The sequence below is a fragment of the Pseudomonas tehranensis genome (genome assembly GCF_014268615.1).
In the GTDB taxonomy this organism is placed as follows: Bacteria; Pseudomonadota; Gammaproteobacteria; order Pseudomonadales; family Pseudomonadaceae; genus Aquipseudomonas; species Aquipseudomonas tehranensis.
In genome coordinates this window covers 34,074-58,822 of record NZ_JABWQV010000007.1, presented here as the reverse complement: position 1 = coordinate 58,822, position 24,749 = coordinate 34,074, and the positions used below count along the sequence as shown (strand labels likewise).

The 24,749-nt window shown below is 60.9% G+C and carries 19 protein-coding genes and 2 pseudogenes; 1 reads left to right on the top strand and 20 read right to left on the bottom strand.

All coding sequences use genetic code 11. The features are described from left to right. Positions 1–10: 10 nt before the first annotated feature. The 9 genes and pseudogenes from HU811_RS03570 to HU811_RS03530 all read right to left on the bottom strand — a co-directional run bounded on the left by HU811_RS03570 (position 11) and on the right by HU811_RS03530 (position 9,058). Positions 11–484 carry a (2Fe-2S)-binding protein gene (locus HU811_RS03570; RefSeq protein WP_092398262.1) on the bottom strand — a complete coding sequence of 158 codons (474 nt, stop codon included), beginning with the start codon at positions 482–484 and terminating at the stop codon, positions 11–13. A 185-nt stretch (positions 485–669) separates the two neighbouring features. Continuing rightward, positions 670–1,989 carry an OprD family porin gene (locus HU811_RS03565; protein WP_186653982.1) on the bottom strand — a complete coding sequence of 440 codons (1,320 nt, stop codon included), beginning with the start codon at positions 1,987–1,989 and terminating at the stop codon, positions 670–672. A 178-nt stretch (positions 1,990–2,167) separates the two neighbouring features. Next, positions 2,168–2,998, bottom strand: coding sequence for a phosphodiesterase (locus tag HU811_RS03560; RefSeq protein ID WP_186653981.1), 831 nt, complete (start codon positions 2,996–2,998; stop codon positions 2,168–2,170). Between the two features lie 25 nt (positions 2,999–3,023). Then, a complete protein-coding gene (locus tag HU811_RS03555) occupies positions 3,024–4,055 on the bottom strand; it encodes an ABC transporter ATP-binding protein (RefSeq protein WP_186653980.1) in 1,032 nt (343 codons plus the stop codon). Beyond that, the gene (locus HU811_RS03550; RefSeq protein ID WP_092398270.1) at positions 4,052–4,846 is read right to left on the bottom strand and encodes an ABC transporter permease; all 795 of its coding nucleotides are present in this window, start codon (positions 4,844–4,846) and stop codon (positions 4,052–4,054) included. Before HU811_RS03550 ends, HU811_RS03555 begins: the two co-directional genes overlap by 4 nt. Beyond that, on the bottom strand, positions 4,843–5,664 hold the full coding sequence (locus tag HU811_RS03545) for an ABC transporter permease (RefSeq protein ID WP_186653994.1): 822 nt from the start codon (positions 5,662–5,664) through the stop codon (positions 4,843–4,845). Before HU811_RS03545 ends, HU811_RS03550 begins: the two co-directional genes overlap by 4 nt. A gap of 48 nt (positions 5,665–5,712) precedes the next feature. After that, positions 5,713–6,717, bottom strand: a complete 1,005-nt coding sequence (locus tag HU811_RS03540; protein WP_186653979.1) for an ABC transporter substrate-binding protein — start codon at positions 6,715–6,717, stop codon at positions 5,713–5,715. After that, positions 6,701–7,720, bottom strand: a complete 1,020-nt coding sequence (locus tag HU811_RS03535; protein WP_092453556.1) for a LacI family DNA-binding transcriptional regulator — start codon at positions 7,718–7,720, stop codon at positions 6,701–6,703. Before HU811_RS03535 ends, HU811_RS03540 begins: the two co-directional genes overlap by 17 nt. Positions 7,721–7,850: 130 nt before the next feature. Then, positions 7,851–9,058: pseudogene (locus HU811_RS03530) on the bottom strand (MFS transporter). A gap of 152 nt (positions 9,059–9,210) precedes the next feature. On the opposite strand from HU811_RS03530, the gene HU811_RS03525 reads away from it, so the two are divergent. Further along, the gene (locus HU811_RS03525) at positions 9,211–10,092 is read left to right on the top strand and encodes a LysR family transcriptional regulator (RefSeq protein ID WP_186653978.1); all 882 of its coding nucleotides are present in this window, start codon (positions 9,211–9,213) and stop codon (positions 10,090–10,092) included. Between the two features lie 42 nt (positions 10,093–10,134). Here HU811_RS03525 and HU811_RS03520 read toward each other — a convergent pair whose 3' ends face one another. From HU811_RS03520 to HU811_RS03470, 11 genes and pseudogenes are all read right to left on the bottom strand, one after another. After that, positions 10,135–10,914, bottom strand: coding sequence for an SDR family NAD(P)-dependent oxidoreductase (locus HU811_RS03520; protein WP_186653977.1), 780 nt, complete (start codon positions 10,912–10,914; stop codon positions 10,135–10,137). 75 nt (positions 10,915–10,989) lie between these two features. Beyond that, on the bottom strand, positions 10,990–12,252 hold the full coding sequence (locus tag HU811_RS03515; protein ID WP_186653976.1) for a TIGR02270 family protein: 1,263 nt from the start codon (positions 12,250–12,252) through the stop codon (positions 10,990–10,992). After that, the gene (locus tag HU811_RS03510) at positions 12,252–12,968 is read right to left on the bottom strand and encodes a hypothetical protein (protein WP_092398286.1); all 717 of its coding nucleotides are present in this window, start codon (positions 12,966–12,968) and stop codon (positions 12,252–12,254) included. The genes HU811_RS03515 and HU811_RS03510 overlap by 1 nt, the downstream gene beginning before the upstream one ends. Before the next feature lie 560 nt (positions 12,969–13,528). Further along, positions 13,529–13,949: pseudogene (locus tag HU811_RS03505) on the bottom strand (DUF4150 domain-containing protein); the annotation flags it as partial. After that, positions 13,949–14,989, bottom strand: a complete 1,041-nt coding sequence (locus HU811_RS03500) for a hypothetical protein (RefSeq protein ID WP_186653973.1) — start codon at positions 14,987–14,989, stop codon at positions 13,949–13,951. The gene HU811_RS03500 and the pseudogene HU811_RS03505, both read right to left, overlap by 1 nt. Continuing rightward, the gene (locus HU811_RS03495; RefSeq protein ID WP_186653970.1) at positions 14,986–16,098 is read right to left on the bottom strand and encodes a DUF2169 family type VI secretion system accessory protein; all 1,113 of its coding nucleotides are present in this window, start codon (positions 16,096–16,098) and stop codon (positions 14,986–14,988) included. Before HU811_RS03495 ends, HU811_RS03500 begins: the two co-directional genes overlap by 4 nt. 15 nt (positions 16,099–16,113) lie before the next feature. Further along, entirely contained in the window at positions 16,114–16,560 is a 447-nt protein-coding gene (locus HU811_RS03490) for a DUF6484 domain-containing protein (RefSeq protein WP_092453568.1), read from the bottom strand. 18 nt (positions 16,561–16,578) lie between these two features. Continuing rightward, a complete protein-coding gene (locus tag HU811_RS03485; RefSeq protein ID WP_186653968.1) occupies positions 16,579–18,804 on the bottom strand; it encodes a type VI secretion system Vgr family protein in 2,226 nt (741 codons plus the stop codon). Positions 18,805–19,101: 297 nt separating this feature from the next. Then, positions 19,102–22,197 carry an efflux RND transporter permease subunit gene (locus tag HU811_RS03480; RefSeq protein ID WP_186653966.1) on the bottom strand — a complete coding sequence of 1,032 codons (3,096 nt, stop codon included), beginning with the start codon at positions 22,195–22,197 and terminating at the stop codon, positions 19,102–19,104. Further along, a complete protein-coding gene (locus HU811_RS03475; RefSeq protein WP_367616225.1) occupies positions 22,197–23,441 on the bottom strand; it encodes an efflux RND transporter periplasmic adaptor subunit in 1,245 nt (414 codons plus the stop codon). Before HU811_RS03475 ends, HU811_RS03480 begins: the two co-directional genes overlap by 1 nt. A gap of 65 nt (positions 23,442–23,506) precedes the next feature. Continuing rightward, positions 23,507–24,745 carry an alpha/beta fold hydrolase gene (locus tag HU811_RS03470; protein ID WP_225248375.1) on the bottom strand — a complete coding sequence of 413 codons (1,239 nt, stop codon included), beginning with the start codon at positions 24,743–24,745 and terminating at the stop codon, positions 23,507–23,509. Positions 24,746–24,749: the final 4 nt, after the last annotated feature.

Here is a 24,749-nt window from a genome sequence, read left to right as displayed (position 1 = left end):
CGAACTCCGGTCAGGCAAGGGTCTTGGCGGCATCTGCCACAGCCACGCGGATGCGCGCGTAAGTGCCACAGCGGCAAATGTTGCCGGCCATCGCCGAGTCGATTTCGGCCGCCGTAGGTTGCTTACCCTTGGGCTGGGCTTTGAGAAACGCCGTCGCGCTCATGATCTGGCCGCTCTGGCAGTAGCCACACTGCGCCACGTCGTGTTTGACCCAAGCTTCATGCACGGCGGTGCCGACCGGGTCACTGCCATCGGTGGCCGCTTCGATGGTGGTGATCTTCTTGCCTTGGGCGGCGGCGATTGGCGTCACGCAGGAGCGAATGGCCTGACCATCCAGGTGAACGGTGCAGGCGCCGCATAAGGCGGCGCCGCAGCCAAACTTGGTGCCGGTCATGCCCAGCGTGTCGCGCAGGGTCCAGAGAATCGGGGTGCTTGGGTCTACGTCGACCGTATACTCACGGCCATTGATGTTGAGGGCGCTCATAGCGGTTCCAGCTCCGGAAGGTTTGGCTCTGGTTAACTATAGGAAGCAATTCAGGGGGCTGATTGCATAATCCGCGCGGATGATTGCCCAATCGTGCGAATCAGCCGACGTCGGGCAAGCGCTGATAAAGAGCCAGGAGAGTTTCACGCAAGTTCCACTCCCTGGCCCTGAATGGCGCTGGACGCTTACATCAGGGGAATGCTGTAACTCACGATCAGGCGATTCTGGTCCTGGTCGCGGGCGACTTCACTTCGGGACATCGCGTTGCGCCAGCCAAAACCCAGGTTTTTCAACGTACCGCTCTGGATCACATAGTCCAGGGAGATATCGCGTTCCCATTCACTGGCGTCCTGGCCGCTGGCGGTCTGGATATTGTCGCCCTTGAGGTACATCACCGACGCCTTCAAGCCGGGAACGCCAAGCGCTGCGAAGTCGTAGGCATACTGGGCGAATGCCGTGCGCTCACCCGCCTGGATGAACGTCTGAATAGTCCGGTCGGTGTAGAGATAAAGGCTGGCGCCGGCTTCGCCTTTACCCACCAGGCCACCCTGGTTGAGTTGGGCAAAGTTGCTGTCTTCAGACACGCTTTGATAGCCGGCGGTAATGGCATGGCCACCCAGCGAGTAAATGAACGCCGCGCTCCAGGTATCGTTGTCGATTTCGCCGCTACCGTCCTTGGTGTAACCGCCCAGTTTGTAACCACTGGCGCGACCGGCGGCGCTGCTGTTCTTGCCGTCGGAGGTGGTCTTGAAGTAGCGCAAGTCGGTTTTCAGCGAGCCGTATTCGCCCAGCGGCAACACATGCAACAAACCGGCGAAGTGCTGCTGGTAATAGTCTTCGAGATTGGCGTAGTAATACTGCGCGGTCAGGTCCTTGGTCAGTTTGTAATCGCCACCGGCAAAGGTGAATTTATTGCTTTCCTGGCTGCCGCCCGCCACCGCCAGCCCGGCGCGGTCACTCGATGCACGCCCGGTGGCGTGTTCCAGTTGGCCGGCGGTGAACGTCAGGTTGTCGATTTCATTGCTGGTGACTTGGCCACCTTCGAACGTTTGTGGCAGCAGGCGGCCATCGTTGGACACCAGGATCGGCAGCTTCGGTTGCAAGGTGCCGTAGCGCAGTTCGGTCTTGGAGACGCGCATCTTCGCCGTTGCGCCGAGACGAGCCCATTGGTCGGCAGCCTTGTCACCGTCGTTGGGAAACATCGAGCTGCCCACATGGCGACCTGCGCCACTGTCGAGTTTCAAACCCAGCAGGCCGATGGCATCCAGACCAAACCCCACCGTGCCGTCGGTAAACCCGGACTGATAATTGAGCATGAAGGCCTGGCCCCATTCCTCAGTCTTCGAGGGCGCGGCGGAACCGTCACGGTTATCGTTGTTGAAGTAGAAATTGCGCAAGTTCAAGTTGGCCTTACTGTCGCTGAAAAAATCAGCAGACGCCAACGGACTCAGGACAATACTCACGCCGCCGGTTAATAAACTCAGTACGTTGAATAGCGTTTTCATCAGGACGAACTCCAGCGCGGAACCTCTGTTCCGGGCACAGTGAAAAGGCAGCAGGAAGCCCTCGGCCGATCAAATGATTGGCCGATGCGTTCAATAACTCGTTAGAAAATCTTCAATGAATAGAGTGGGGTAGGGATTAAATCTCCAAAGCAAGCCGTCAGTGAAAGTCCCTGGGTTATCAGTCGATCAATCCATGAGCGTCATAAAACGGATACGGTCCGGGATACTCGCCAAATACGCCGTTATGGGTCACCAGTGCCTGCCCCTGCCAGTGGTGCAGCAGATACCCCGGCGGTTCCAGATTGAAATGCGCGGGAGCGGTTGGCTGTAGATCCAGGACGATCTGATGCGAGGTGCCGGGGCACACGCAGCTCAGGCTGCCGCCGAAACGCCGTTGCATCGGCCGATGCAAATGCCCGCACAGCAAGCGCTCCACCTGCGGGTGTCGGGCGATGACCTGCTCCAGTGCCGCCGCGTTGATGAAGGGTTCACGGTCCATATGGCCAATACCGCTTACAAACGGCGGGTGATGCAGCACCAATAGCGTCGGCGCATAGGGGCGGCAGGCCAGTTGTTCATCGAGCCAGCGCAACTGGCTGTCCAGAAGCTGACCGCCATGGGCGCCGGGAATGGTGGTGTCCAGGCCGATAAGACGTAACGGATGCTCCTCCACCACCCAGTCCAGGGGGGCGTCAGCCCGTATCGGCAGGTAGCGGTGGTCGGCAAATGCCGCCCGCAAATGCTCGCGAGTGTCGTGGTTACCAGGCACCAGGTAGCAAGGCATGTGCAGGCGCGCCAGTTCAGGGTGCAGCGCGGCATATTCATCAGGGCGGCCGAAGTCCACCAGGTCGCCACTGACCACCACGATGTCGGGACGCGGCACCAGGGTGTTCAAATGATCAACCGCACGACGCAATGCTGCGAGGGTATCGACAACGCCGTAAGTCAGTTTTTGCCCGGCTTTAAGGTGCAGATCACTGATCTGCGCGATGAGAAACGGATGATTCAAAATAAGCCCTCTGAAAACACAAAGATCACGATGACAGGGTGAACAGCACTTGTGGCTCGACGGCCAGGGCAATCAGGGAACCGGGGGCGTGGATAGCGCTATCGGTGCTGTCCACCAGCAAAGGTTGAGCCGCCCCCACATCCACCAGCAGACGGCTTTGAGCCCCCTGGAAAAACTGGCCCACCAGACGCCCGTGCAGATGGCCTTCGCTGTCCATCACCCGCAAATGCTCGGGGCGGCAATAGACCGTGGCGGGCAGGTCGGCGCCATTCCATGGCAACTCACCGCCACTGACCTTCAAGCCATGGGGCGTGTGCTCGATCACCGAAAAAGCATTGAGATTGCCGACAAAACGAGCGACGAAAGCGTTGGCAGGCTGCTGATAGATGTCCCGCGGGCTGGCCAGTTGCGCGACGCGGCCGTGCTCCATGACCAGGATGCTATCTCCCAGCGCCATGGCTTCGCCCTGATCGTGGGTGACGAACACAGCGGTAATGCCCAGGCCGCGTAGCAACTGGGCCAACTCGCTGCGCAGGCGTTCACGTAACTGCGCATCCAGCGCCGCCAACGGCTCGTCGAGCAACAACACCCGGGGCCTGGGTGCCAGGGCGCGGGCGAGGGCGACCCGTTGGCGCTGGCCGCCGGACAATTCGTGAATACTGCGCTTGCCGTGATCCTGCAAGCCGACAAGTTCCAGCAACTCCGAACAGCGCTTGGTGCGCTCGGCGGGGGACACACCGCGAACTTTCAGGCCGTAAACAATGTTGCCGGCCACATCCAGGTTGGGAAACAGCGCATAGTTCTGGAACACCATGCCCACGTCGCGACGTTCGATGGGGAGGCGGGTGACGTCACTGTCGCCAAAAAATACCTGGCCCACGTCCGGACGCTCAAGGCCTGCGATCAGGCGCAGGGTGGTGGTCTTACCGCAACCGGACGGGCCGAGGATCGCCAGGGTTTCTCCAGCCTCAATGGTCAGGTCCAGGTCATGTACGGCAACGGTGCCGTCAGAGAACGCCTTGCGACAACCCTTCAGGCGAATAGTGGTTCCGCTCATCGATTTGCTCCACGAGAAAGGCGCGCGCTGATGGCCTGCAATGCAACAAGCAGCGGCACAATCATCAACAGGAATATAAGGGTGTAGGCGCTGGCGACTTCCAGTCTGGCCGAGGCATAGCTGTCGGCCAGGCCCACCGGCAAGGTTTTGGTCATCGGGGTGTGGAGCATCCAGGTCAGGTTGAACTCACCCAACGACAGGGTGACGACCATCAAGACCCCGGCGAGAATCCCCGCCCGACAGTTGGGCACCACCACGCTGAAGAAGCGCCGGATCGGCCCGGCGCCCAGGCTGGCGGCGGCTTCTTCCAGGACCGGCAGGTGCTGGCGTTGCATCACCGCCATCACCGGGCGCACCAGAAAGGGCAGGGTGAACAGCACATGGCCGACGAGAATGAATAACCAACTGCTGCGAAACCCGCCGAACTGACCATAGGTGAGCAGCAATGCCAAGGCACTGGCCAGGCCGGGCATCGCCACCGGCAACACCATCAGTTCCTCGAACGCGCGACTGAAGCGGTTGTTCATCCGTACCAATGCGTATGCCGCCGGCACCCCCACTACACAGACACACAGCGCACAGGCGACGGCCAACTGCAGGGACAGCCAGACCGTCGGCGAATACGCCTGCCAGACTTGCACCAGCCAGTCGAACGTCAGGCCGCTGGACAGCCCCTGGAAGTAATTTCGCGTTAGCCCGGCCAGCAGTGACATCACCACCGGCACCAACATGAATGCGCACACCAGCAGGGTAAACGCCAGTTGCCCGACAAACAGCGTTGAACGTCTCACAAGACTGTCCTCGAATCCTTGGCCAGTCGCCGGGCCAGCAACAAGACCGCCCAGGTCACCAGCCCCAACACCACCGACAGCGCAGCGGCCACGGCGAAATTGGCGTAGTTGGTAAACACGTTGTAGATCGCCACCGGCGTCACGTTGAGCCGGGTACCCAGGGTGAAGGCGGTACCGAACGCGCCCATGGAGGTGGCAAAGCAGATCGCCCCGCAGGAGACCAATGCCGGCGCCAGGCCGGGGACAATGACGTCACAGAGCACACGCCAATGATTGGCCCCCAGTGAACGAGCGGCCTCTTCCAGGCTGCGATCCAGGCTTTCACAAGCAGCCATCACCGTAAGGATCACCCGCGGAATCGAGAAGTACAGGTAGCCGATGCACAAGCCCATCAACGAGTAGGCGAAAATCCAGCGCTCACCCACCAGGGCCAGCCCCAGGGTGGCGAACAAGCCTCGGCGGCCGGCCAGCAGGATCACCAGGAAGCCAACGACCACGCCGGGAAATGCCAGCGGGAAGGTCAACAAAGCGACAAGTACCGAGCGGCCGAAGAAACGCTGGCGACTGAGAAAAAAACCACTGAAGCCGCCCACCAACAGCGCCGCGAGGGTCGTTGCCAGGGCCAGCAGGCAGGTCTGCGCCAGACTGCCCAGGTATTGCGCGCTGCTCAGCCCCTGCCAATAGCCGCTGTCGCTGCCATCGCGACTTTGCCCACCGAGCAAGACCAGGTGCGCCAGCGGCAACAACCAGAAGGCGAACAGCACCGCCGCCGCGGGCGCAAGCGCCCAGGCAGCGGTCGGCCGTAAGCGCGGCACCATGGCCCAGCCCGACAGTACGTTCCGGGCTTTTACTGCCGAGACGGTCACTTACTTGACCTCGCTCAGATAACGTGCGGAAAAGGCTTCCTGCGCCGCGGCCATCTGCTCGTAGTTGACCACGCCAGCCCGGGCGTAATCGCTGTCGGGCAGGAACTGCGCGGCGACGTCGGCCGGCATTTTCATTGCCCGCACCGGCCGCAGGTACGCCTTGGCCCAGAGCGCCTGGCCTTGCTCGGACAAAACAAAATCCAGGACCTTCTCGGCGTTGGCCCGATGGGGGGCGTTGTCGACAATGCTCATCACGTAAGGCACGCTGATGCTGCCTTCCTTGGGAATCACAAAGGCGACGTTGGCGTTGTCTTTGTAACGAGCCCGATAGGCGTTGAAGTCGTAGTCCACCAGAATCGGCAACTCACCGGACAGCACCCGCGCATAAGCCGTTTGCTTGGGCACGATCGGCGAGTTTTTCGCCAGTTTTTTGAAGTAGTCGATGGCGGGGGCGAAGTTATCCAGATTGCCGCCCATGGCCTGGTTGATCGCTACCGCCGAGACGTAACCGACAAAAGCACTGGACGGGTCAAGGTAGCCAATCATGCCTTTGTACTCAGGCTTGAGCAGGTCGGCCCAGCTTTGCGGCACGGGCAGGCCGCCCAGCGCATCGACGTTGACCATGATGCCCAGGGTGCCGGAGTGAATGGCAAACCAATGCCCCTCGGGATCCTTCAAACCCGCCGGGATCTGCTCCCAACCCTTGGGTTTGTACGTGCCGACCACCCCGGCTTTTTGCGCCTGCAAACCGAACGTCACGCCGTAATACACCACGTCCGCCACCGGTGCGGCCTTCTCGGCGACCAGTTGCGCCAATGACTGTCCGGAGTTCTTGTTGTCCAGCGGAACCTGCACGCCAGTGGTATCGGCAATCGCCTTGAGCTGCGTACCCCAGTCGGCCCATTCGGGTGGACAGTTGTAGCAAATCGCCGTTTCGCCGGCCTGGGCCAGGCTGGCCGCGCCGCATAACAGCAGTGTCGCCAGGGTTTTACGCAAGTGGATCATCAAGCGTCTCCTCGTAGGGTTGAGTGCTTTCGCCCGGCCGGATATGACAAGGCAGGCAATGGGAAACCGGGGTGGCGCCAGCAATCTGCGCCAACAATTGATCAATCACGGTGCAGGCCAGTGCCTCGATGGGCTGAACAACACTGCACAGCGTCGGGTGCATTTGGGTGCCGAGGGCGATGCCGTCAAAGCCGATGACCGAGAGTTGCCGGGGCACTTGCCAGCCGTTGCGGCGCAGTTCGGCGATCAAGCTGATGGCCAGCAAATCGTTGGAACAGACCAGTGCACTGAGCGCCTGGGGGCCATGCAATAACGGCTCGATGGCGGCGAAGTCAGCCTGGGTATGGGCGGGCATTTCAATCACCGGCAGGCTGGCGAGGGCGGCTCCACGCATTGCCTCGCAATAACCGGCATAACGCAGGCGAGCACGGTCGGACTGCAGGGCAGGGCCGGCGACCATGCCGATTCGAGTGTGTCCAGCCTCCAGCAGATAACGGGTGGCGAGCGCCATGCCTGCGCGGTTGTCCACCGACACCGCGCTGTAATCCGGATTACCCGGCTGGTGATAAGCCAGCACAAAGGGCGTGTCCTCACTGTCCAGGCTTTGCAGCACCCGGTTGCTCTCGGCGTCGGTCACCGTGAGGACCAGCCCATCGACGCGCTGGCGTAACAACTCCTCGACGACCGCGCTTTCGCGCTCGCTGTTGTAGTCGGTGGTTGCTAACAACAGGTTATATCCGTGGGCACGCGCAGCGCGCTCCATCGCCTGAAACTGCTCGGCGAACACCGGATTGAGCAGGTTGGGCACCACGACACCGATCAGCTTGGTCACTTGCAGGCGCAGTTGGCGACCAAGACGGTTAGGCCGGAAACCCAACTGGCGCGCTGCGGCGAAGACCTGTTCCCGGGTGGTCGGACGCACCACTTCAGGGGAGGCAAAGGCTCGCGCCGCAGTCGCCCGCGAAACCCCTGCCAGCCGTGCAACTTCTTTCAAATCAGTCATTGTCACTCACTTGAGATCGATCTCATTGGCGAGGACATTACTCAGGGTGTATGGCGTTTCGGCGACGCAATGATGACGATTTGATGTCAGTTGCAGAGGTCTTTCGTTGAGGATTATCCAGGGCGCATGCTCAACGCATGTTTGCGGTAAACCCGTACTGCCTGGCGGACCACACCACTGCCAACGTCAGCAGCAAGAGCGCGACCAGCACAGGCGCAAACGCAACGACACCCAGATGATCGAGCAGGATGCCCCCCACGATCCCGCCGCCGGCAATGGCGACGTTCCAGGCCGTGACCAGCATCGACTGGGCGAGATCCGCCGCGTCTCCGGCCGTTTTGGCGATTGCCGTTTGGAACAACGTCCCGGCCCCGCCAAAAGCGACTCCCCAGGCCGCCGCTGCGATGTAGATCGCAGCAGGGCTGTCGCTCATGGCGCCCAGTGTCAGGGCCGAGATGGCGAACAGTGCCGCGCTGGCAAGGGTCAATACCCGTAGATGCCGATCGATCAGCACGCCGACGACCCAGATGCCCAGCAACGAGGCGACCCCAAAGACCAGCAGCACCAGGTCGATCCGCTCGCCCAGGCCCGCCGCCATCAGGAACGGCGCGATATAGGTAAAGAGAATGTTGTGCGCCAAGACAAAGGCCAACACCACAAACAGCACCGAGCGAACGCCTGGCAGGGTGAAGACGTGGCGCAAGGCAACGCGTTTGTCGGTGGTTTGCCCGGGAAAGTCAGGCACTTTGAGTCTCACCCAGACCATCAAGGCGACGGCGAACAAACTCATGATGGCGAAGCTCATCCGCCACCCGATCAAATTACCGAGCAAGGTGCCGGCCGGTACGCCCAGGGATAACGCCAAGGGTGCGCCAACCATGGCAATCGCAATCGCCCGACCTTTCTGGCTCTCGGGCACCATGCGGGCGGCATAACCGGCCAACAAGGCCCAGAGCAGCCCGGCCGATACGCCACCCAGCAAGCGGGCAACGATCGTCAAGCCATAGTGGGACGAAAGCGTCGTGACCGTATTGGCAACGGCAAAACCGGCGATGGCCAGCAGCAACAGCGACCGGCGCCGCATGCCTTGGGTCGCGGCCGTCAAGGGAATGGCCGCCAGCAAGGAACCTATCGCATAGACCGTGACCAACTGGCCGGCGAGGGCTTCGGAGATCGCCAGCCCTTCGCTGATCTGTGAGAGAAGGCCGGCGGCAAGGCTTCGGTGAGAATGGTCACGAACGCCGCCAGCGCGAGGGCGAACAGTGATCCGATGGGGAGCGGCGCAGCGTGTTGAACGACCTCGGCATCGTCGTCGATATGGGTATTGGCAATCGTCATGTGTCACCTGCTTGGTGCGCTTCTGACCCGCCGGATAGCGGCGTCAAGCGCAGATTGATAGGTGTCCACTACGGTAAGTGTCGCTCTCTAGCGAGACAAGAATGCTAGAGTGCGCAACACATCGGAAAAAATGTCCGCAATGGGAGCCTGGCGTGGAATCACTGAGCGGGATTGATTTTTTTGTTCGCGCGGCCGAAACCCGCAGCTTTTCAGAGGCGGGCAGGGCGCTAGGCATTTCGTCTTCGGCGGTGGGCAAAAGCGTGGCCCGGCTCGAGGAAAGGCTGGGGGTGCGGCTGTTTCATCGCAGCACGCGCAGTATCACGCTGACGGCAGAAGGGACGCTTTTCCTCGAACGTTGCCGACGCATTCTCTGCGAAATCGAAGCGGCCGAACTGGAACTGTCGGAAACCCGCAAAGCGCCGCGGGGCAAACTGCGCGTGAGCTTGCCTCTGGTTGCAGATTTGGTCATGCCGACGCTGATGGCCTTCATGCGCCGCTACCCCAGTATCGAACTGGACCTGGATTTCTCCGACAGGCTGGTGGACATCATTGAGGAAGGTTTTGATGCCGTCATTCGGACCGGAGAGCCAAACGACTCCCGGCTGATGTCCCGCCCGTTAGGCGCGTTCAAGCTCGTCGTGGTCGGTTCGCCCCGGTACTTCGCCGAACACGGCACACCGCAGCTGCCGGCGGATCTGCTGCGCCATGCCTGCCTGCTGTACAAATTCCCCAGCACGGGCAGGCTGCAGGTCTGGCCGGTGAACGGGGAAGGGCAGTCCGATCTCAACCTGCCGGCCACCCTGGTCTGCAACACCACCGAAGCGTTGCTGTACGTCGTGCGCGATGCATTGGGGATTGCCTGCGTGCCGGATTTCACCGTGCGCGCTGCCATCGCCGCCGGTGAGCTGGTTACCGTCCTCGACGAGTTCAATCGGCATCAGAGCACCTTCCGCATGCTCTGGCCTTCAAGCAAGCACCTGGCGCCGAAACTGCGGGTGTTCATTGATTTCATGAGCAGCGAATTGTTCAAGTGACTCTCTGGCGATATGTCCCAACCCTGCGGGAGCCTGTTCAGCTCAAGGGGCTTTGTTCTCGACCAAACAGTTTCCGCCATCCACCACGATGACTTCGCCAGTGAGGTAGCTCGCCTCTGAGGACGCAAGGAAAGCAACCACTGCGGCCACCTCTTCGGGACGTCCGGCCCGGCCCATCGGTGTGTAACCGGCCGCCTTGGCTTCCTCGGCAGTGGTCGACCCTGTGGTGATCCAGCCGGGAGCGACGCTGTTTACGGTGATCCCTTGCTGGGCGACTTCAAGCGCCAGGCTCATGCTCATTCCAACCATCGCCGCCTTTGCGGCGCTGTAAGCCGCTTCACCGGGGTTACTGCAGCGGGTGCCGGTAGTGGAGCTGATGTTTACGATGCGCCCGTAACGACGCGCCCGCATGCCGGGCAGAACGCCCTGCGTAAGCAGAAAAGCCGTGGTCAGATTTCGCGCCAGTGTAAGGTTCCAGGTGTGCAGATCCATGGTTTCCAAGTCGGAAAAAAACTCCGGGCTTCCTTGCATGGCCATGCCCGCGTTGTTGACCAGAATATCGATCTGCCCCCAGAGAGACTCTGCCCATAGAATAAACTCACGCACCTGATGCTCATCGGTAAGATCGACGGCCCGCCCTTGAACTTCGAATCCTTCGGCACGCAGTTCTGCGACTCGATCATTGATTCGCGCACTGCTGGCGGTGACGATCAGTCTGGCACCTGCAGTACCCAGCCTGCGCGCGATGGCCATGCCGATCCCAATCTCACTTCCAACCCCACTGACAAGGGCCACAGGGTTCTGTCCGGTTGCGTTTGGCATGGAGCCTCCAGAGGGGGATAAGTAATGATCAGGTGTCGGAGCCTGAGTTGCGTTTGAGCTATATAAACACCCTGATCAACGCCCGAACACCCCTGTCCTCCCCAACAACTGCTTTTGCCGCCAGGCCGGTGCGCTGGTGGGGAAAAGCACTTCGGTTGGTCGATAGCGGGCGATACCGCAGGCGGCGGCGATGCGCTGGCGTTGCTGGCCCTGGGCAAGGGCGTGCCGAAAACTGCCTTCACTCTGCATGTGTCCCAGCACATAACCGACGCCCGCCTGGAAATCGCCGCCATGGGCCTGCCACCAAGCGGTGATTGACTGCGGGTCGGGCCAGGGTAGATTTTCGTCGGGGTCCATCGCCACGTTGGTGTCTTGCGGGTCATCGTTCGGGCCTGCGTCGAAATCGGGCAGGTTCTGCAGTTCCAGATCGAGCAACGCCAGGTCAGCGCCGGTGATCAGACTGAAGGCTTCACCGGCGACCCGGGCATAGGGCAGGTCGCTCATCTGCTGGATCAACCACGGTACACAGACCGGATCGCCCAGCAGCCCAAGGGCTTGGATGCCGATACGCCGATCCCGGGGATCCTGGACCAACTGGCGTATCCAGGCGATGCTGGGTTCGCGTTCCTGCCAGGCGATCAATACGCAGAGCGCGCGGTACTGGAACTCGCCCGGTTGTTCGGCGAATTGTCGCAATGGCTCCAGGGCTTGCGCGTCGCCCATCTGTGCGGTGGCCCAGTTGGCCCAGAAGCGCGTGGCCGCATTCTCATGCAGACGATGGGTACGAATCGTCGGCAGCAGGTCACGCCGGCGCAGTTCGCCGGCCGTACGGGTCGCCCGTGCCAGCACGCTGGGGTCGGCATCGGAAAGTCCGGCAAGCAGGGCGGCGCCAGGGTCGTGGCGATGCATGCCGCAGGCGGCCAGACCGAGGTGGCGGAACAGCGGGGAGGGAGAGGCGAGCATACGGTCGATCCAGGGCGATACCCGCTCCCAGTCGAGCCACCCCAAGGCCATCAAATAACCGCGTTCTGTTTCCGGCGCCTGTCGTAAGTGTTCGCTAAGGCACGACAACATTTTCCCATCGGCCGACTCGAAGGCCAGCACCACGCAGGCAAACATCTCGCCGACAGCGTCTGGTCCAATCTGGGCCAGCAAGGTGTCGTAGCCCGCCTGGCCAGCGATGGCCAGGCCGTCGATGTGCGCCTCGATGCGCAGGTCGAGTTTGCGCAGCTCTTGCAGGTCGTAGTGCGAGGCGCGTACGGCGTAGCCGCGAAGCATGCTGAGAAAAGAGACTTCCTCGGCGTGAAGGGCGACCGTCTGAGCCACCACGCCGTCCATCAATCCTTCCACACGAACCGCTGGATCATGTCCAGCACGGTATAGCCGGCCGCATTGAAACAGCGCGGATCATCTTCGGGCAATTCCCACAGCTCACGCATCCGTTGCGCGGACAAATAGCGCTCGCGCACCCCGGTGATCGATCCCGGTCTGCGTCCGTGAAGACTCATTTGCGGCGCGGTGAGGCGCTGCATGATTTCATCCAGCGAGACGCTGTGAAACTTGCCCTGATCCGCAAGCAGGATGAATGCTTCGGCATCCACCTGCCGCACGACCGTCATGCACACGGCCAGGAAGTCGCGCTTGACCTCGGCATCGAACTGACCGTCCGTACCGTCCTCGAACTCAAAGATTGCCGGAAACGCACGGTCGCTGAAATTGAACTGGAGCCCGCCGCGATCCGTTCCTTCGCCATCAGGAAAACTGCACAGCGTCGCGAAATACCGTCCCTGTCCGAGCCTGAGTTCTACCTCCAGGCTCAGCCAGCGATACCGCTGCAGACATTGTTCCAGAGACACACAGTCGGTCGCGATCGAGGCAGTATCGAGCCACTCGCCGGAAACAGGGTCTACCACCAACTCTGACACACAGTCCGGCAATTTCGCGGCCATGATGTGTCGGGTCTTCAACGCAGTGATCACGGCCAGCAACTTCCCTCTCAGACTGTCCTGAGGTAGCGAAGGGAAGTGGATCGATATCGGATACGAAAACGCCATACGCTAGTGCTCCTGAATCTTTCCCGACATGTGTGGCTTGTTTTCCTTCCCGAACTTTTTTTCCAGGTTACTCCGCTGGCCTTTCGGGACGGCGACGTGCACGACGGTTCCCGGGCCAAACACATCCGGTCGCTGTGCCAACTGTTCTTCCCGCTTGAACTGTGAGAGCCCGACCTGGCCCCAGCTCGCCTTGCACTCCTTGACCACACCCTCACGCGTCACCACGTCGAACTCCTGGATCACCAGGCCGCAGTCCCGGCAGGTTATTTTTACCGCGACCTCCTTCGCTTGGGTCTGCTCAGCCACTTTTACCTCGAAGCGCTCACCCTTGATCAGGGTGTCGTATTTCAGCGCCGCCTCGAACAGCTCCTGCTTCTCACTGGGGCTATTGGCCTTGTTGGCCTTGTCCACCATTCGATCCAGCTTTTGCTCCCTGCGCTGCTGCAATTTTTTCTGTCGACTGATGCGCACCTGCTGGTTGATCTCGTGTTCGTCCTTGGGTGGGTCACGCTTGAGGTTGGTATGAGGGCAGGACGAATCCTGGGCGACGCCGTCAGTGGTCGGGCCCGGGGGCGTCTGCGCTGGCATCGACGCATGATTGTGTGTGGTCAGGTCCAGGTGCCGGTCGACGTTCTGCCCCTCGAACTTGACGTCCATCGACCATGAAACGAAATACACCTTACCCTTGATCTTGCTGGTGACTATACCTTTCTTGGGCGCGTTGCCGGCCTCGTCGCCGGTGCTGGTTTTGAAGTAGCTCTGGTCTTTGAGCATGACTTCTTTGCCACTGATCCTGACCGTTCGGCTGCCGCGCGACGTGTCTTTTGCATAACCGGTATTCGGATAGGGGATGGGTACACCCAGCGGGGTAGGCGGCGCTTGAGGTGGGGTGAAGCAGACATCCGGAAACCTGGCGATCGATACTCCGTCTCCCGCCTTGCAGGAAATCTCCCGATTGTTGGCAAAAACCTCATTGGCCATCAGGCAGCCCTCGCGGTCTGATAACTGAGTAGCGCGACCGCGCGCTGGCCGGCGTCGTTGCCCAGGTGGCAGAAGATGTTCGGCCCTTCGCCGTAGCCCTTGCGAGAGGCGGCCAGTGCCACGGCGAGTATCACCGGGCCGATGGCGGCGCCGACTTCGCCGATGCAGTCGGCCGGATGCCAGAGATGGAAGAACTCTTTGCGTACCCGCAGGCTGCGGCTCAGGGCCAGAGAGGCTTCCTTGAAGTAGTACTGTTCGCCGCAAATATCAGTCAGACGATAATCCATCTGCTCCAACCCGCAGCCTGCTTCGTTCAGCGCAGCGCGTATGGCCTGGGTCAGGCCTTCAGCGCGCAACGGGATATCTTCGGCCTCCACCGTGGCTGGCTCCATGCCAAAACCCAGGCCGATGCAGGCCAATTGCGGCTGATCGCTGGCAAAGGGGGCGGCGATCACCACGGCGGCGGCCCCCTCGCCGGGAATAAAACCGTTGGAGTTCTGACTGGTGAGCAGGCGTTCGCGTTCTTCGAAGGCGGCCAGGGTCGCTCCCTCAAGAAACGAGTCGACGCCGGCAATCAGCACGTGGCGATGGCCGCCCTGATGAATCAGCGTGCGCGCATTGAGCAGGGCCACGGCGGCACTGACCCGGCCACGGGCGATGATGGAAGAATCGGGATGAAAACGCAGGCCCAGCTCGGCTTCGATGGCGTGCAGCAACCCCTGATCGAGACCGGCGAGGCGGCCGGGGCGCTCGGCTTCCGCGACACCCAGCAACAGCGGCGTTTTGTGTGGATCGACCCCGGGGGTGCTCTGCAGTGCCTCGGCGATTGCTCGGCTGGCCATCTTGATCAGCTTGGTGCGGTCGAGCCACGGTTGTTCCAAGGGCACGCTGGCGGCGATCAGCCATTCGCCGCCGCTGTCGATAAAGCGGGTTTCCTGAAAGTTGTCGATGGCGCAGCGGATCGCCGCGCAGCTTGCCGGTGCGCTGAGGCCGACAGCGCTGACCATGCCGGAGCCAATGATCCAAAGAGCGCTCATCACGGCGTTTCCTCGGGGGCACGCGTGGCGTTGACCAGCGCACCGAGCGACGGGTAATACTCCTTGCCCAGCTCACGGGCGCGCCACCAGCCCGTGGACACAGTGCCGACCAGCACTTGGGCAATCTCGAACATGTTGCGTCGAAGCGCACGAGAGACACGCCAGGTCAATTGCACCTGGCGAGCGTCTGTGTCGATCAACAGAGTATCGATCACCGCGTGCACCGTCTCATGACCGCCTTTTTTCAGGAAAAAGGTCACCGGAACGTCCATTTTGGGAATGCGAAAGCCAGCGCGCTCCTGGGCGGTGAGGTTTAGCAGCAGCACCTCTTCGCCGCCGCGCAAGTAATCGAGCTGCTGATCCTCAGGCGTTGCCTGAAAATAGCGGTTGTCGAAATCCTCTGGCAAAAACGGAAAGCAGTCGGCCAGCCACGCATCGTCATAAGTACCGGCGTAGCGGACACGTTGCGGCCAGCTACGCCCGAGTGGGCCGAGGGCCATGGGGCGGAAGTCGCCAAAGGGGCTGTCGATCGGCTTGCCCAGTTCCTCGGTGTTCGGCATGGGCATGCCGACGATGTTGGAGCTACTAATGCGGCGTGAGTACCAGCCGCAACCGTTTGGGTTATCCGGGTAGCAGTCACGCATTTGCGGTGCATTCGCCACGGGATGAGAGCCACCATAGGCCTGGGCGTAGGAGATGCTTTGTTCGGTAAAAGGTTGCGGCAAGCCGGGAGAGACGCCCAGGAGCCCTTGTTGCCATTGTCGGGGGCCGAGGACGGAAAAAGCCTTGCTCACCCGACCGACGCGAATGCCGACGGCCAACTGCGTCACCGGCCGTCCACCGGGTGCATAGGCCTTGCCACACACCAGCACATCGCAGCATGGTTTGACCGGGGCGAAATCCATTTCCTGCAACGGGGGGCTCAGACCAGGCTCGCCGAGGAAGGTGTCGGCCATCAGCAGCGGTTGCTGGGTCTCTGCGAGGGTCGCGGCGCGGCCGTCCAGCGGTAGACTGAACGTGCCTTTGGCCACCACGACCAAGGATTCGCGACCATCGGACCCCAGGCCCAGGGTATAGGCAGCAAGCAGTTTGCTGGCGTTGAGCAGTTCCATAGGCCGCTGACCTGTCTAGTTGATTTGCACCGAACCACCCTTTATGCGGTTGACCCCGCTGGAACGGCTGGACAGGTAGGCGCCCTGGATGATCACTTTGCCCGCGCGGGTCAGGGTGATGCTGGCTTTGCCGCAACGCAGGACGATCTCGCGCTCGGCGCTCAGTTCAATACGTTGCTCATCCAGGCGCACGCTGGCGAAGGGCGCTGGTGAGACCGGCGCGCCGAGCAGAAGACCGATCACCAGCGGACGGGCCGGGTCGCCTCCTTCGAACATCAACGCCACCTGACAACCGATGTCCCCAGGGCTTAGCAGCGCAGTGTTACGTGCAACGATGCCACTGCTGTTCGCGCAACCTGGGTAAGTGACCGTGGGCGCGCTGGCGTCCGGCAGATCGAGCAGGGTGCCGATGACGACTGTGTCTATGCGGGCCTGGGTGGGGAGGGGCTGTTGAACCGTCATAGAGATATCTCCACTGTTCTAGTTCTGCAAAATCTTCTGTCCCTTGATCACCACGTTCCTGTTGGCCTTGACGTTGATGGCGCCGGAGCCGTCGATGGTGATGTTCTTGCCACGAATCATGATGGTGCCGTCTTTTTTCAAAGTGATGCTCGCATCGCCCGTGGTCAGGCTGATGGAGTCGCCGGCGTTGAGGACAAAGTTCTTGCCAACGTCCAGGCTGTCGTTCTGCTTGATGTTGGTGGTGCGGTTACGGGCGACGTCGCGGGATTCGTTCTGGCCGATCTGGGTACTCTGGTTGCCATTGATCTCGATACCTTCGTTGCCTTTGACCGTTTCGTTGCGGTTGCCGGTGATGCCGATGGTCTCGTTACCGCCCACGTCTTCGGTGCGGTTGCTGACGATGGTGATATTTTCGTTGGCACCGACCTTTTCCGTGCGGTCCGCGCCGATGGTGATGGTCTCGTTGTTGCGCACGTTTTCAGTGCGGTTGGCGCCGATGGTGATTTTCTCGTCGCTGCCCACATCTTCGGTGCGGTTCACGCCGATGGAGATGGTTTCGTTGTTGCCGACGGTTTCCTTGCGGTCGACGCCGATTTTGATGGTTTCGTTGTTGTCCACCGTCTCAGTGCGGTCGTGTTTGACGTGCACGGTTTCGTCGTTGTCGATGGTCTTGGTGCGGTCATGGCCGACCCAATGGGTCTCGTCATTCTCGACTTCGATGTCCTGATTCTTCTCGGCGTGGATAAACAGTTGCTCCGCACCTTTCTTGTCCTCCATGCGGATCTCATTGAAGTTGGCCTGTGAGCCGTCCTTGCTTGAGCGACTTTTCACGCCACTCTGAGTGGCATTGGCCGGCAGCTTGTAGGGCACGGTCTGTTCGGCGTTGTAGACGCGACCGGTGATGATCGGCCGGTCCGGGTCGCCTTCGAGGAAGCTGACGATCACTTCCTGACCGATCCGCGGGATCTGTACCGCCCCCCAGTTCTTGCCAGCCCAGGCTTGGGACACGCGAATCCAGCAGGAACTGTTTTCGTTGGATTGGTCATGGCGATCCCAGTGGAAATGCACCTTGACCCGGCCATACTGGTCGGTCCAGATCTCCTCGCCACTGGGGCCAACCACCACGGCGGTCTGCGGCCCACGGACAATGGGCATGGGCGTCAGAGGGAGAGGGCGGAAGGCCTGGCTGGCATCCATGCAGTCCAGCTCGCTGACGAACTGTTCAGCTGAGTCTGACTGCCCGCTTTCATAGACTTCCTGACGGATCTGATAGCGCGCGACCACCACCAGGTATTCGCGATTCTGGTCCGCACGGTCATAACCCGTCAGCGTGAACAAATGACCAGAGCCCAGCCCGCGGGCTCGGCCGCGCAACTGCACGCGCTCGAACTGGCTGTGGATGGCTTCGATGCGGGTACGCGCGTAGTGATCGCCATCGTTGCTCTGCAGGTACTCGCCTGGGTAGTCATAAAGCGGGTGGTCAGCGTTGCTGTGGTTGCGTACCACACTGGAGCGCACCTCAAGGCTGGCGCGCGGGCGCAGGAAGTCATAGTCGTTCAGCGCCAGCGAACCAGGCTGGACTTCCCGTGCCAGTTGCCAGTCATAGAAATGATCGCGCTCGCGCATTTGCCGATCGGGTGGATAGAAGGGGACAGCGTCGTAGTCCGCCGGCGTGGAGTGAGCGCCATAGGCGTCGGCCAGCACCAGAACATGACGCTCCTTTTCATGGCGGAAGTAGTAATAGATGCCTTCCTGTTCCATCAGCCGGCTGACGAAATCGAAGCTGCTTTCGCGGTACTGAACGCAATATTCCCACTCACGGTAGCTGGCGCTGAGACTGTCTTCAAAATCAGAAAAACCGAGGTCGCGAAACACCTGCTTGATGATGTCCGGCACGGTCTTGTTCTGGAAAATCCGACAGTCCGAGGTCCGCGTGAGCAGCCAGAACCACGGTCGCAGACTGACCCGATAACCCGCGAACTGGCCGTGGCCGGTCAGTTGCCGGCAGCTGCTGATAATGCCGTGGAAATAGCGTTTGCCTCCGTTGTACAACTCCAGGGTCAGCCCCATCGGCTTGCCCAGCAATTGATCGAACTTGATCGCCCGGTCTTCGGAGGTAAGGTCCAGTTCGTAGTGAAACAACCGCCCCAACTCTTCGCTGCCATCCATGCTCTGCAGCACCAGGACATCGCCGCCGAGGGGGCTGTCGACCTGTACCAAACGGTTGTTTTGAGTGATTGCCATCGACGGCTTCCTTGGCTCGTGTTCGGGCGTCAGTGGGCCGTAAGGAAGACGGCGTACTCAAGGTCGTCGCCATAGGGGGGAGCAGGGGGCGTTGTGTCGAACAATCTTGTGTCGAACAATCGGTGTACATTCACCACAGAGGTGATCTCCATATCGGCCCTGCGATCTGCACTGAGTCAGAGCAGACGTACGATTAGATCCGTCTCTCTGACAATAGCACATGTGTCGGGGGGCAATCGCCGGAGGGCGGGCGGTGAGTGTCGAAGCCTTCCTTGGCAAGGCGTGACGGTCTGCAAATCACACGGAGTGCTCCCGGTTGGCGACAGGCTGGGCTTTTTTCCGGTGGCACAGGTGATCGAGTGTCACGAACACCACCGGCGTCGTCAGCAATGTCAGCACCTGGCTGAGCATCAAGCCACCGACAATTGCGACCCCGAGCGGTTCGCGCAACTCGGCACCCGTGCCGAAGGCCATCATCAAGGGCACGGCACCGAGCAGGGCGGCCAGCGTGGTCATGAGAATCGGCCGAAAACGCGCCAGGCACGCCTGATGGATGGCGTCGCGAGCGGACAGGTGGCGTTCGCGCTGCGCGTGGATGGCGAAGTCGATCAGCAGAATACCGTTTTTCTTGACGATGCCGATCAGCAGGATCAGGCCGATCAGTGCCATGATCGAAAAGTCCAATTGCCAGGCCCACAGCAACACAATCGCGCCAATGCAGGCTGACGGCAGGGTTGAAAGGATGGTCAGTGGATGCACCAGGCTTTCATAAAGCACACCCAGGATGATGTAGACGGCCACCAACGCGGCCAGGATCAAAAACGGTTGGCTGGCCAGGGACGACTGGAACGCCTGGGCAGAGCCCTGGAAGGTGCCGTTCATTGACGTCGGCATGCCGATCTCGCGTTCGATGTCCTGAAGTGCCGCCACCGCCTGCCCGAGTGCAACTCCAGGGGCGAGGTTGAAAGACAGATTGGCGGCCGGCAGCATGCCGTTGTGGTTGATGACCACAGGGCCGCTCGCCGGCGGCTCGATCCGCGCAAACGTGAGGAGTGGCACCATCTGCCCGGTCAGCGGCGAACGCAGGTGGAAGTAACTGAGGCTTTCGGCATTGCCGCGCTGTGCCGTGCTCAGCTCGAGTATCACTTGGTATTGGTTGACCTCGGTCTGGTACTCGCTTATCTGCCGTTGCCCGAAGGCATCGTACAGCGCGTTGTCAAGGTCTTGGGCGGTGAAGCCATAGCGTGCGGCCTCGTCGCGATCCAGGGTGATACGGGTGATGTTGGCATCCAGTTGCAAGTCATGGGAAGCATCACGGAACAGCGGGTTGGCCCGCAGCCGATCGGTCAGCGCGGTGGCCCAGGTCGCCAGCTCGGCACTGCTCTGCGCACGCAACACGTATTGATACTGCGCACGGGGCTGGCCGGCACTGAGGTTGATGTCCTGCACGGCGCGCAGAAACACCTGGATGCCAGGCACCTGCGCCAGTTGCGGGCGTAGCCGGTCGATGACCTGACTGACCGTCTCGTCCCGCTCCCCGGGGTCGTTCAACACCAGCCAGACCCGACCATTGCCGATCGAGTCGGTGATGGTGCCACCGACGGCGTGGTTATAACTGATGACCGCCGGATCCTTGCTGAAAATCGCTTCCAGTTGTTTGTGTTTCTCGACCATCTCCTCATAGGGGATGTCGGCCGAGGCCTGGGTAAATCCTAGGATGAAGGCTGTGTCCTGCAACGGAAAGAAGCCTTTGGGAATCACGATGAAACTGGCCACGCTGAGGGCCACGGTTCCAAAAAACACGCCTAGCATGATTCGCTGATGACCCAGGGTCCAAGTCAATGTGCGGTCGTAGAGTTTTAGCAAAGCGGCGAAGAAGTCTTTGTCCGACTTCACTCGATGGCTGGGCGCCTTCATGAAAAGGGAGGCGAGCGTCGGGGCCAGGGTCAGGCAGACCACTGCCGAAATCATGATGGCGGCCACGGAGGTCAGGGCAAACTCGCGGAACAATCGACCGATCACCCCGCCCATGAAGAGCAGGGGGATGAAGGCGGCAATCAGCGACACACTGATGGACACCACCGTAAAGCCGATTTCACTGATGCCCTTGAGCGCCGCTGTGCGTTTGTCCGCCCCCAGCTCCAGGTGTCGATGGATGTTTTCGATCACAACGATCGCATCATCGACGATGAAACCGACCGCGATGACAATCGCCACCAGCGTCAGGTTGTTCAGGCTGAAACCGGCCAGGTACATCGCCGCGCATGTCGACACCAACGATACGCCCAGTACAGTGGTGACGATCAGCGTGGCTGACAGTTGTCGCAGGAACAACGCCATGACGCCGATTACCAGAACGATCGCGATGCCCAGCGTCAACTCCACCTCATGCAAGGAGGAGCGGATGGTGCGGGTCCGGTCGTTCAACACTTCGACCGTCATGTCTGCTGGCAAGGACGCCTTGAGTTGGGGGAGGGCTGCCTGAATCCGATCGACGGTGGCGACGATGTTGGCCCCCGGCTGTCTCCGGATCACGAGTACGACGCCCGATTGGCCATTGGGCCAGCTTTGCGTGTAGTCATCCTCCGAGCCCAGCGTGACGCGTGCCAGATCCCGTACCCGCACCGCCGAGCCGTTGCGGTAGGTGACAATCACATTGTCATATTCATGGGGTTCGAAGAGCTGATCGTTGACTTCCAGATTGGAGACTCGGTGTTTACCGAACAAAGCCCCCTTGGGCAGATTGACGCTGGTCCTCTGCACTGCGGTGCGGATGTCTGCCAATGTCACGCCGGCAGCGGCGAGAACCTCGGGACGGGCCTGGATACGGATCGCCGGGCGGCGCTCGCCAATTACGTTGATCAGGCCAACCCCCGCCAGTTGACTGAGTTGGCGAGAGAGCACGGTATTGGCCAGGTCACTGACTTCCATCAGCGACAAGTTAGCGGAGTAAGCGCTGAGAATCAGGATCGGACTGTCGGCAGGATTGACCTTGCGCCATACCGGCAGGCTAGGCATGTCGCTGGGCAAACGCGCCGACGCATTATTGATTGCCGCCTGGACTTCCTGAGCGGCGGCGTCGATATTTTTGTCCAGCGTGAACTGCAGCGTCAGCGTCAGCATGCTCAACGAACTGGCCGAGGTCATCTCGGTAATGCCGGGTATCGAGCTCAGTTCGACTTCCAGCGGCGTCGCTACCGAGGAGGCCATGGTCTGGGCACTGGCTCCCGGCAGTGTCGCGGTGATCTGGATCGTCGGAAAATCGGCTTCCGGCAGCGGTGCGATGGACAAACGGGGGTAGGCGATCACCCCGAGCAATACCAGAGCAAAACTCAACAAAATAGTGCCGATGGGGTGATCCATACACCAGGCGTAGACACTGCGAGCGGCCATCAGAAAGCACTTCCGCTGGCGACCGAGGAGGGTGCTGCATCGCGTCCCTCAAGAATATGCACCTGCGTGCCCGGACGCAGTCGGGAGTGGCCGTCGTCAACGATCCGGTCGCCGGCTTCAACGCCTTCGACCACCGCAATGTCAGCGTCGGCGTAGGTGACCGTCACTGGCTGAGGAGCGGCCTTGCCGTCTCTGACGCGCCAGACGAATGTATTTTGCGCGCCCTGTCGCAGAGCACGCTGCGGCACCACCATGGCCTCGCGCAGTATCGCGGCCTGCACAGTGATCACCACCGATTGATCCGGCCATAGGCGTCCGTGGACGTTAGCAAAGTCGCCTTTGATTCGCACCGTCCCAGTGGCGTCGGAAACCCGGTTATCGATCAGGCTCAGGCTTCCCTCGCTCAAAAGTTCACCGCCGTCGCCCGAGTACGCGCGAAGGGTCACCGGCGCTTGCCCTGAGCCGGCAACCAGCGTACGCAACTGCGGCAGGAGCGCCTGGGGAAGGGCGGCCTCGATGCTGATCGGGTCCAGCTGAACCACTGAAAACAAGGCTTGCGTGTCACTGGCCCGGACATAACTGCCTTCATGAACGTTACGGATGCCGATCCGACCATCAGTAGGGGACAGGATCCGGGTGTGGGACAACTGCACCTGATTGGCGGTGACGGTCGCTTGCTGGCTCTGCACCGTTGCGCGCAATTGAGCAACCATCGCTTCTTGCTGGTCGAGGGTTTGCGCCGATATAGCCTGGGTCTTGGCCAGTACCCGGTAACGCTTGAGATCAAGGCTCGCCGAAGCCAACTGAGCTTGAGCCACAGCCGTTTGTGCCTTGGCGTGCTCCAGAGCGGCAATGATGGCGCGATCATCGATACGTGCCAGGAGATCTCCGCGCTTGACGACCTGACCTTCTTTGACCGGCAATTCCAGCAGAAAGCCGTCAAGCTGGGAGCGGATTTCGACGCTGTGCAGAGAGCGCACATTACCTATCGCGTGGATGAGTACAGGGACGTCGCGGTGGCGCATTTCGATTGTACTGACCGGAACCGAAGGCGGGGCGGTTGTCACAGCAGCCACCGACTCTCGCGACCACAGCCACCAGGTTGCGCCACCCATGATCAACAAGCTGCCAAGTGTCAGCGACACACTGAAAAAGGTACTGGGAATCTTCGATTGCAACATGACGACAACTTCCCTGCGGAATTTAAAGTTCACGAACAACGAAACGGTCCAGCGAATAGCCACCGGCCCCTCTGAAGGCGATGTAAATGAAAAGAATCGTCATCAACACCGGGTATTCGATATCGCAATCAATCCATGGCCAGTTCGGACCGAGGATTTAAGCGATCGCTGGCATTTGCAGTGTCATCAGCGCCACCGCCAATGCCCGGGGCGCCGGGATGCCCTTGAGCCCCGGCCTCCAGCACCTGCGCCATCACCTCGGATTGCCAGGCGAAATACGGGTTGTAGGTCAACCGTGCGTGGACTTTGCCGGGCTCTCGATAACCCCAGTCCGAATACCAGACAGGGCCACCGGCCTGGCATTGCTGGTACGCCATGTCGCTCTGGCCGTTCCAGCACAGGCGCTGGTTACCTTGGCGACCGTATTGCGGATTGTCGGGGGAGAACAGCACGCCCATATGGGAAAACTGACTGATGTGTTCGGCCGGCATCTGGTCGCTGCGCACCAGCAGGCGTGGACTTCGCAATTCGTTGGCGAGGTTGCCGTACCAGATCATCCGCGACGCCGGGTTGGGGAAGCGTCGATGGAAGGCGTCCCGGACAAACTCCACATCCACCACCGAGTCATGGGCCGCACTGACCACCAGGACCGGGCGGTCGAACTCCTGCGCTGCCAGCTTGCTGCGCACGGCGGTACTGCTCAGGTAAAACTGGGCGAAGCCATTGGTCGGCACATTCTGGTAGCGCAATGACGTCTGTTGCGGGGCCGTGCTGGACGGCTGCCGTAGCCACGGCTTGACCTTCGCCAGCCACGGCAACACCCAATCAAACGCAACATTGGACTTGAACGCCGGGGAAAACAGCAGCAGCCCGGCGATCGACTGATCGTCCATGGCGTAAGCCACAACCAGGTTGGCACCGGTGGAGAAACCGCCCAGATAAACCTGGCCGACATCCTTGCGCAGCAGCGTCACCTGTTGTTCCACGGTGCGACGCCAATCATTGATGTCAACGTCGAGCATATCGGCCGGCCGCGTGCCGTGTCCGGGCAGCAGCACGGTGCGTACCCGATACCCTTGGCTGGCCAGTTGTGTCGCGATATCTACGAACGAGCCGGGCGAATCGCCAAGGCCGTGAACCAGAAGAACGCCTCTAGCATTGGGCTGCGCGGGCACCCACTCACGGGGAGCATTCCAGGCCAGTTCCAAAGTGTGGTCGGGATTCTGGAACTGTCGATTGCGCTCAATCTGTGCCAGGGTTTGCAGGCGGTAGTCACCGAAGCTGACCGGCATCGGCGGGGCGGCCTCGACCGGCGCGCGCGCGCAGCCGGCAAGGCCGATCATCAAGAGCGCGTAGAGTGCTTTCATCGGT

Coding starts and splice junctions, on each gene's coding strand:
- HU811_RS03480 (WP_186653966.1), bottom strand. CDS start 22,197: ATGGCCGCTCGCAGTGTCTACGCCTGGTGTATGGATCACCCCATCGGC.
- HU811_RS03495 (WP_186653970.1), bottom strand. CDS start 16,098: ATGGAACTGCTCAACGCCAGCAAACTGCTTGCTGCCTATACCCTGGGC.
- HU811_RS03565 (WP_186653982.1), bottom strand. CDS start 1,989: ATGAAAACGCTATTCAACGTACTGAGTTTATTAACCGGCGGCGTGAGT.
- HU811_RS03520 (WP_186653977.1), bottom strand. CDS start 10,914: ATGCCAAACGCAACCGGACAGAACCCTGTGGCCCTTGTCAGTGGGGTT.
- HU811_RS03545 (WP_186653994.1), bottom strand. CDS start 5,664: ATGGTGCCGCGCTTACGGCCGACCGCTGCCTGGGCGCTTGCGCCCGCG.
- HU811_RS03515 (WP_186653976.1), bottom strand. CDS start 12,252: ATGGACGGCGTGGTGGCTCAGACGGTCGCCCTTCACGCCGAGGAAGTC.
- HU811_RS03510 (WP_092398286.1), bottom strand. CDS start 12,968: ATGGCGTTTTCGTATCCGATATCGATCCACTTCCCTTCGCTACCTCAG.
- HU811_RS03570 (WP_092398262.1), bottom strand. CDS start 484: ATGAGCGCCCTCAACATCAATGGCCGTGAGTATACGGTCGACGTAGAC.
- HU811_RS03555 (WP_186653980.1), bottom strand. CDS start 4,055: ATGAGCGGAACCACTATTCGCCTGAAGGGTTGTCGCAAGGCGTTCTCT.
- HU811_RS03485 (WP_186653968.1), bottom strand. CDS start 18,804: ATGGCAATCACTCAAAACAACCGTTTGGTACAGGTCGACAGCCCCCTC.
- HU811_RS03540 (WP_186653979.1), bottom strand. CDS start 6,717: ATGATCCACTTGCGTAAAACCCTGGCGACACTGCTGTTATGCGGCGCG.
- HU811_RS03535 (WP_092453556.1), bottom strand. CDS start 7,720: ATGACTGATTTGAAAGAAGTTGCACGGCTGGCAGGGGTTTCGCGGGCG.
- HU811_RS03470 (WP_225248375.1), bottom strand. CDS start 24,745: ATGAAAGCACTCTACGCGCTCTTGATGATCGGCCTTGCCGGCTGCGCG.
- HU811_RS03490 (WP_092453568.1), bottom strand. CDS start 16,560: ATGACGGTTCAACAGCCCCTCCCCACCCAGGCCCGCATAGACACAGTC.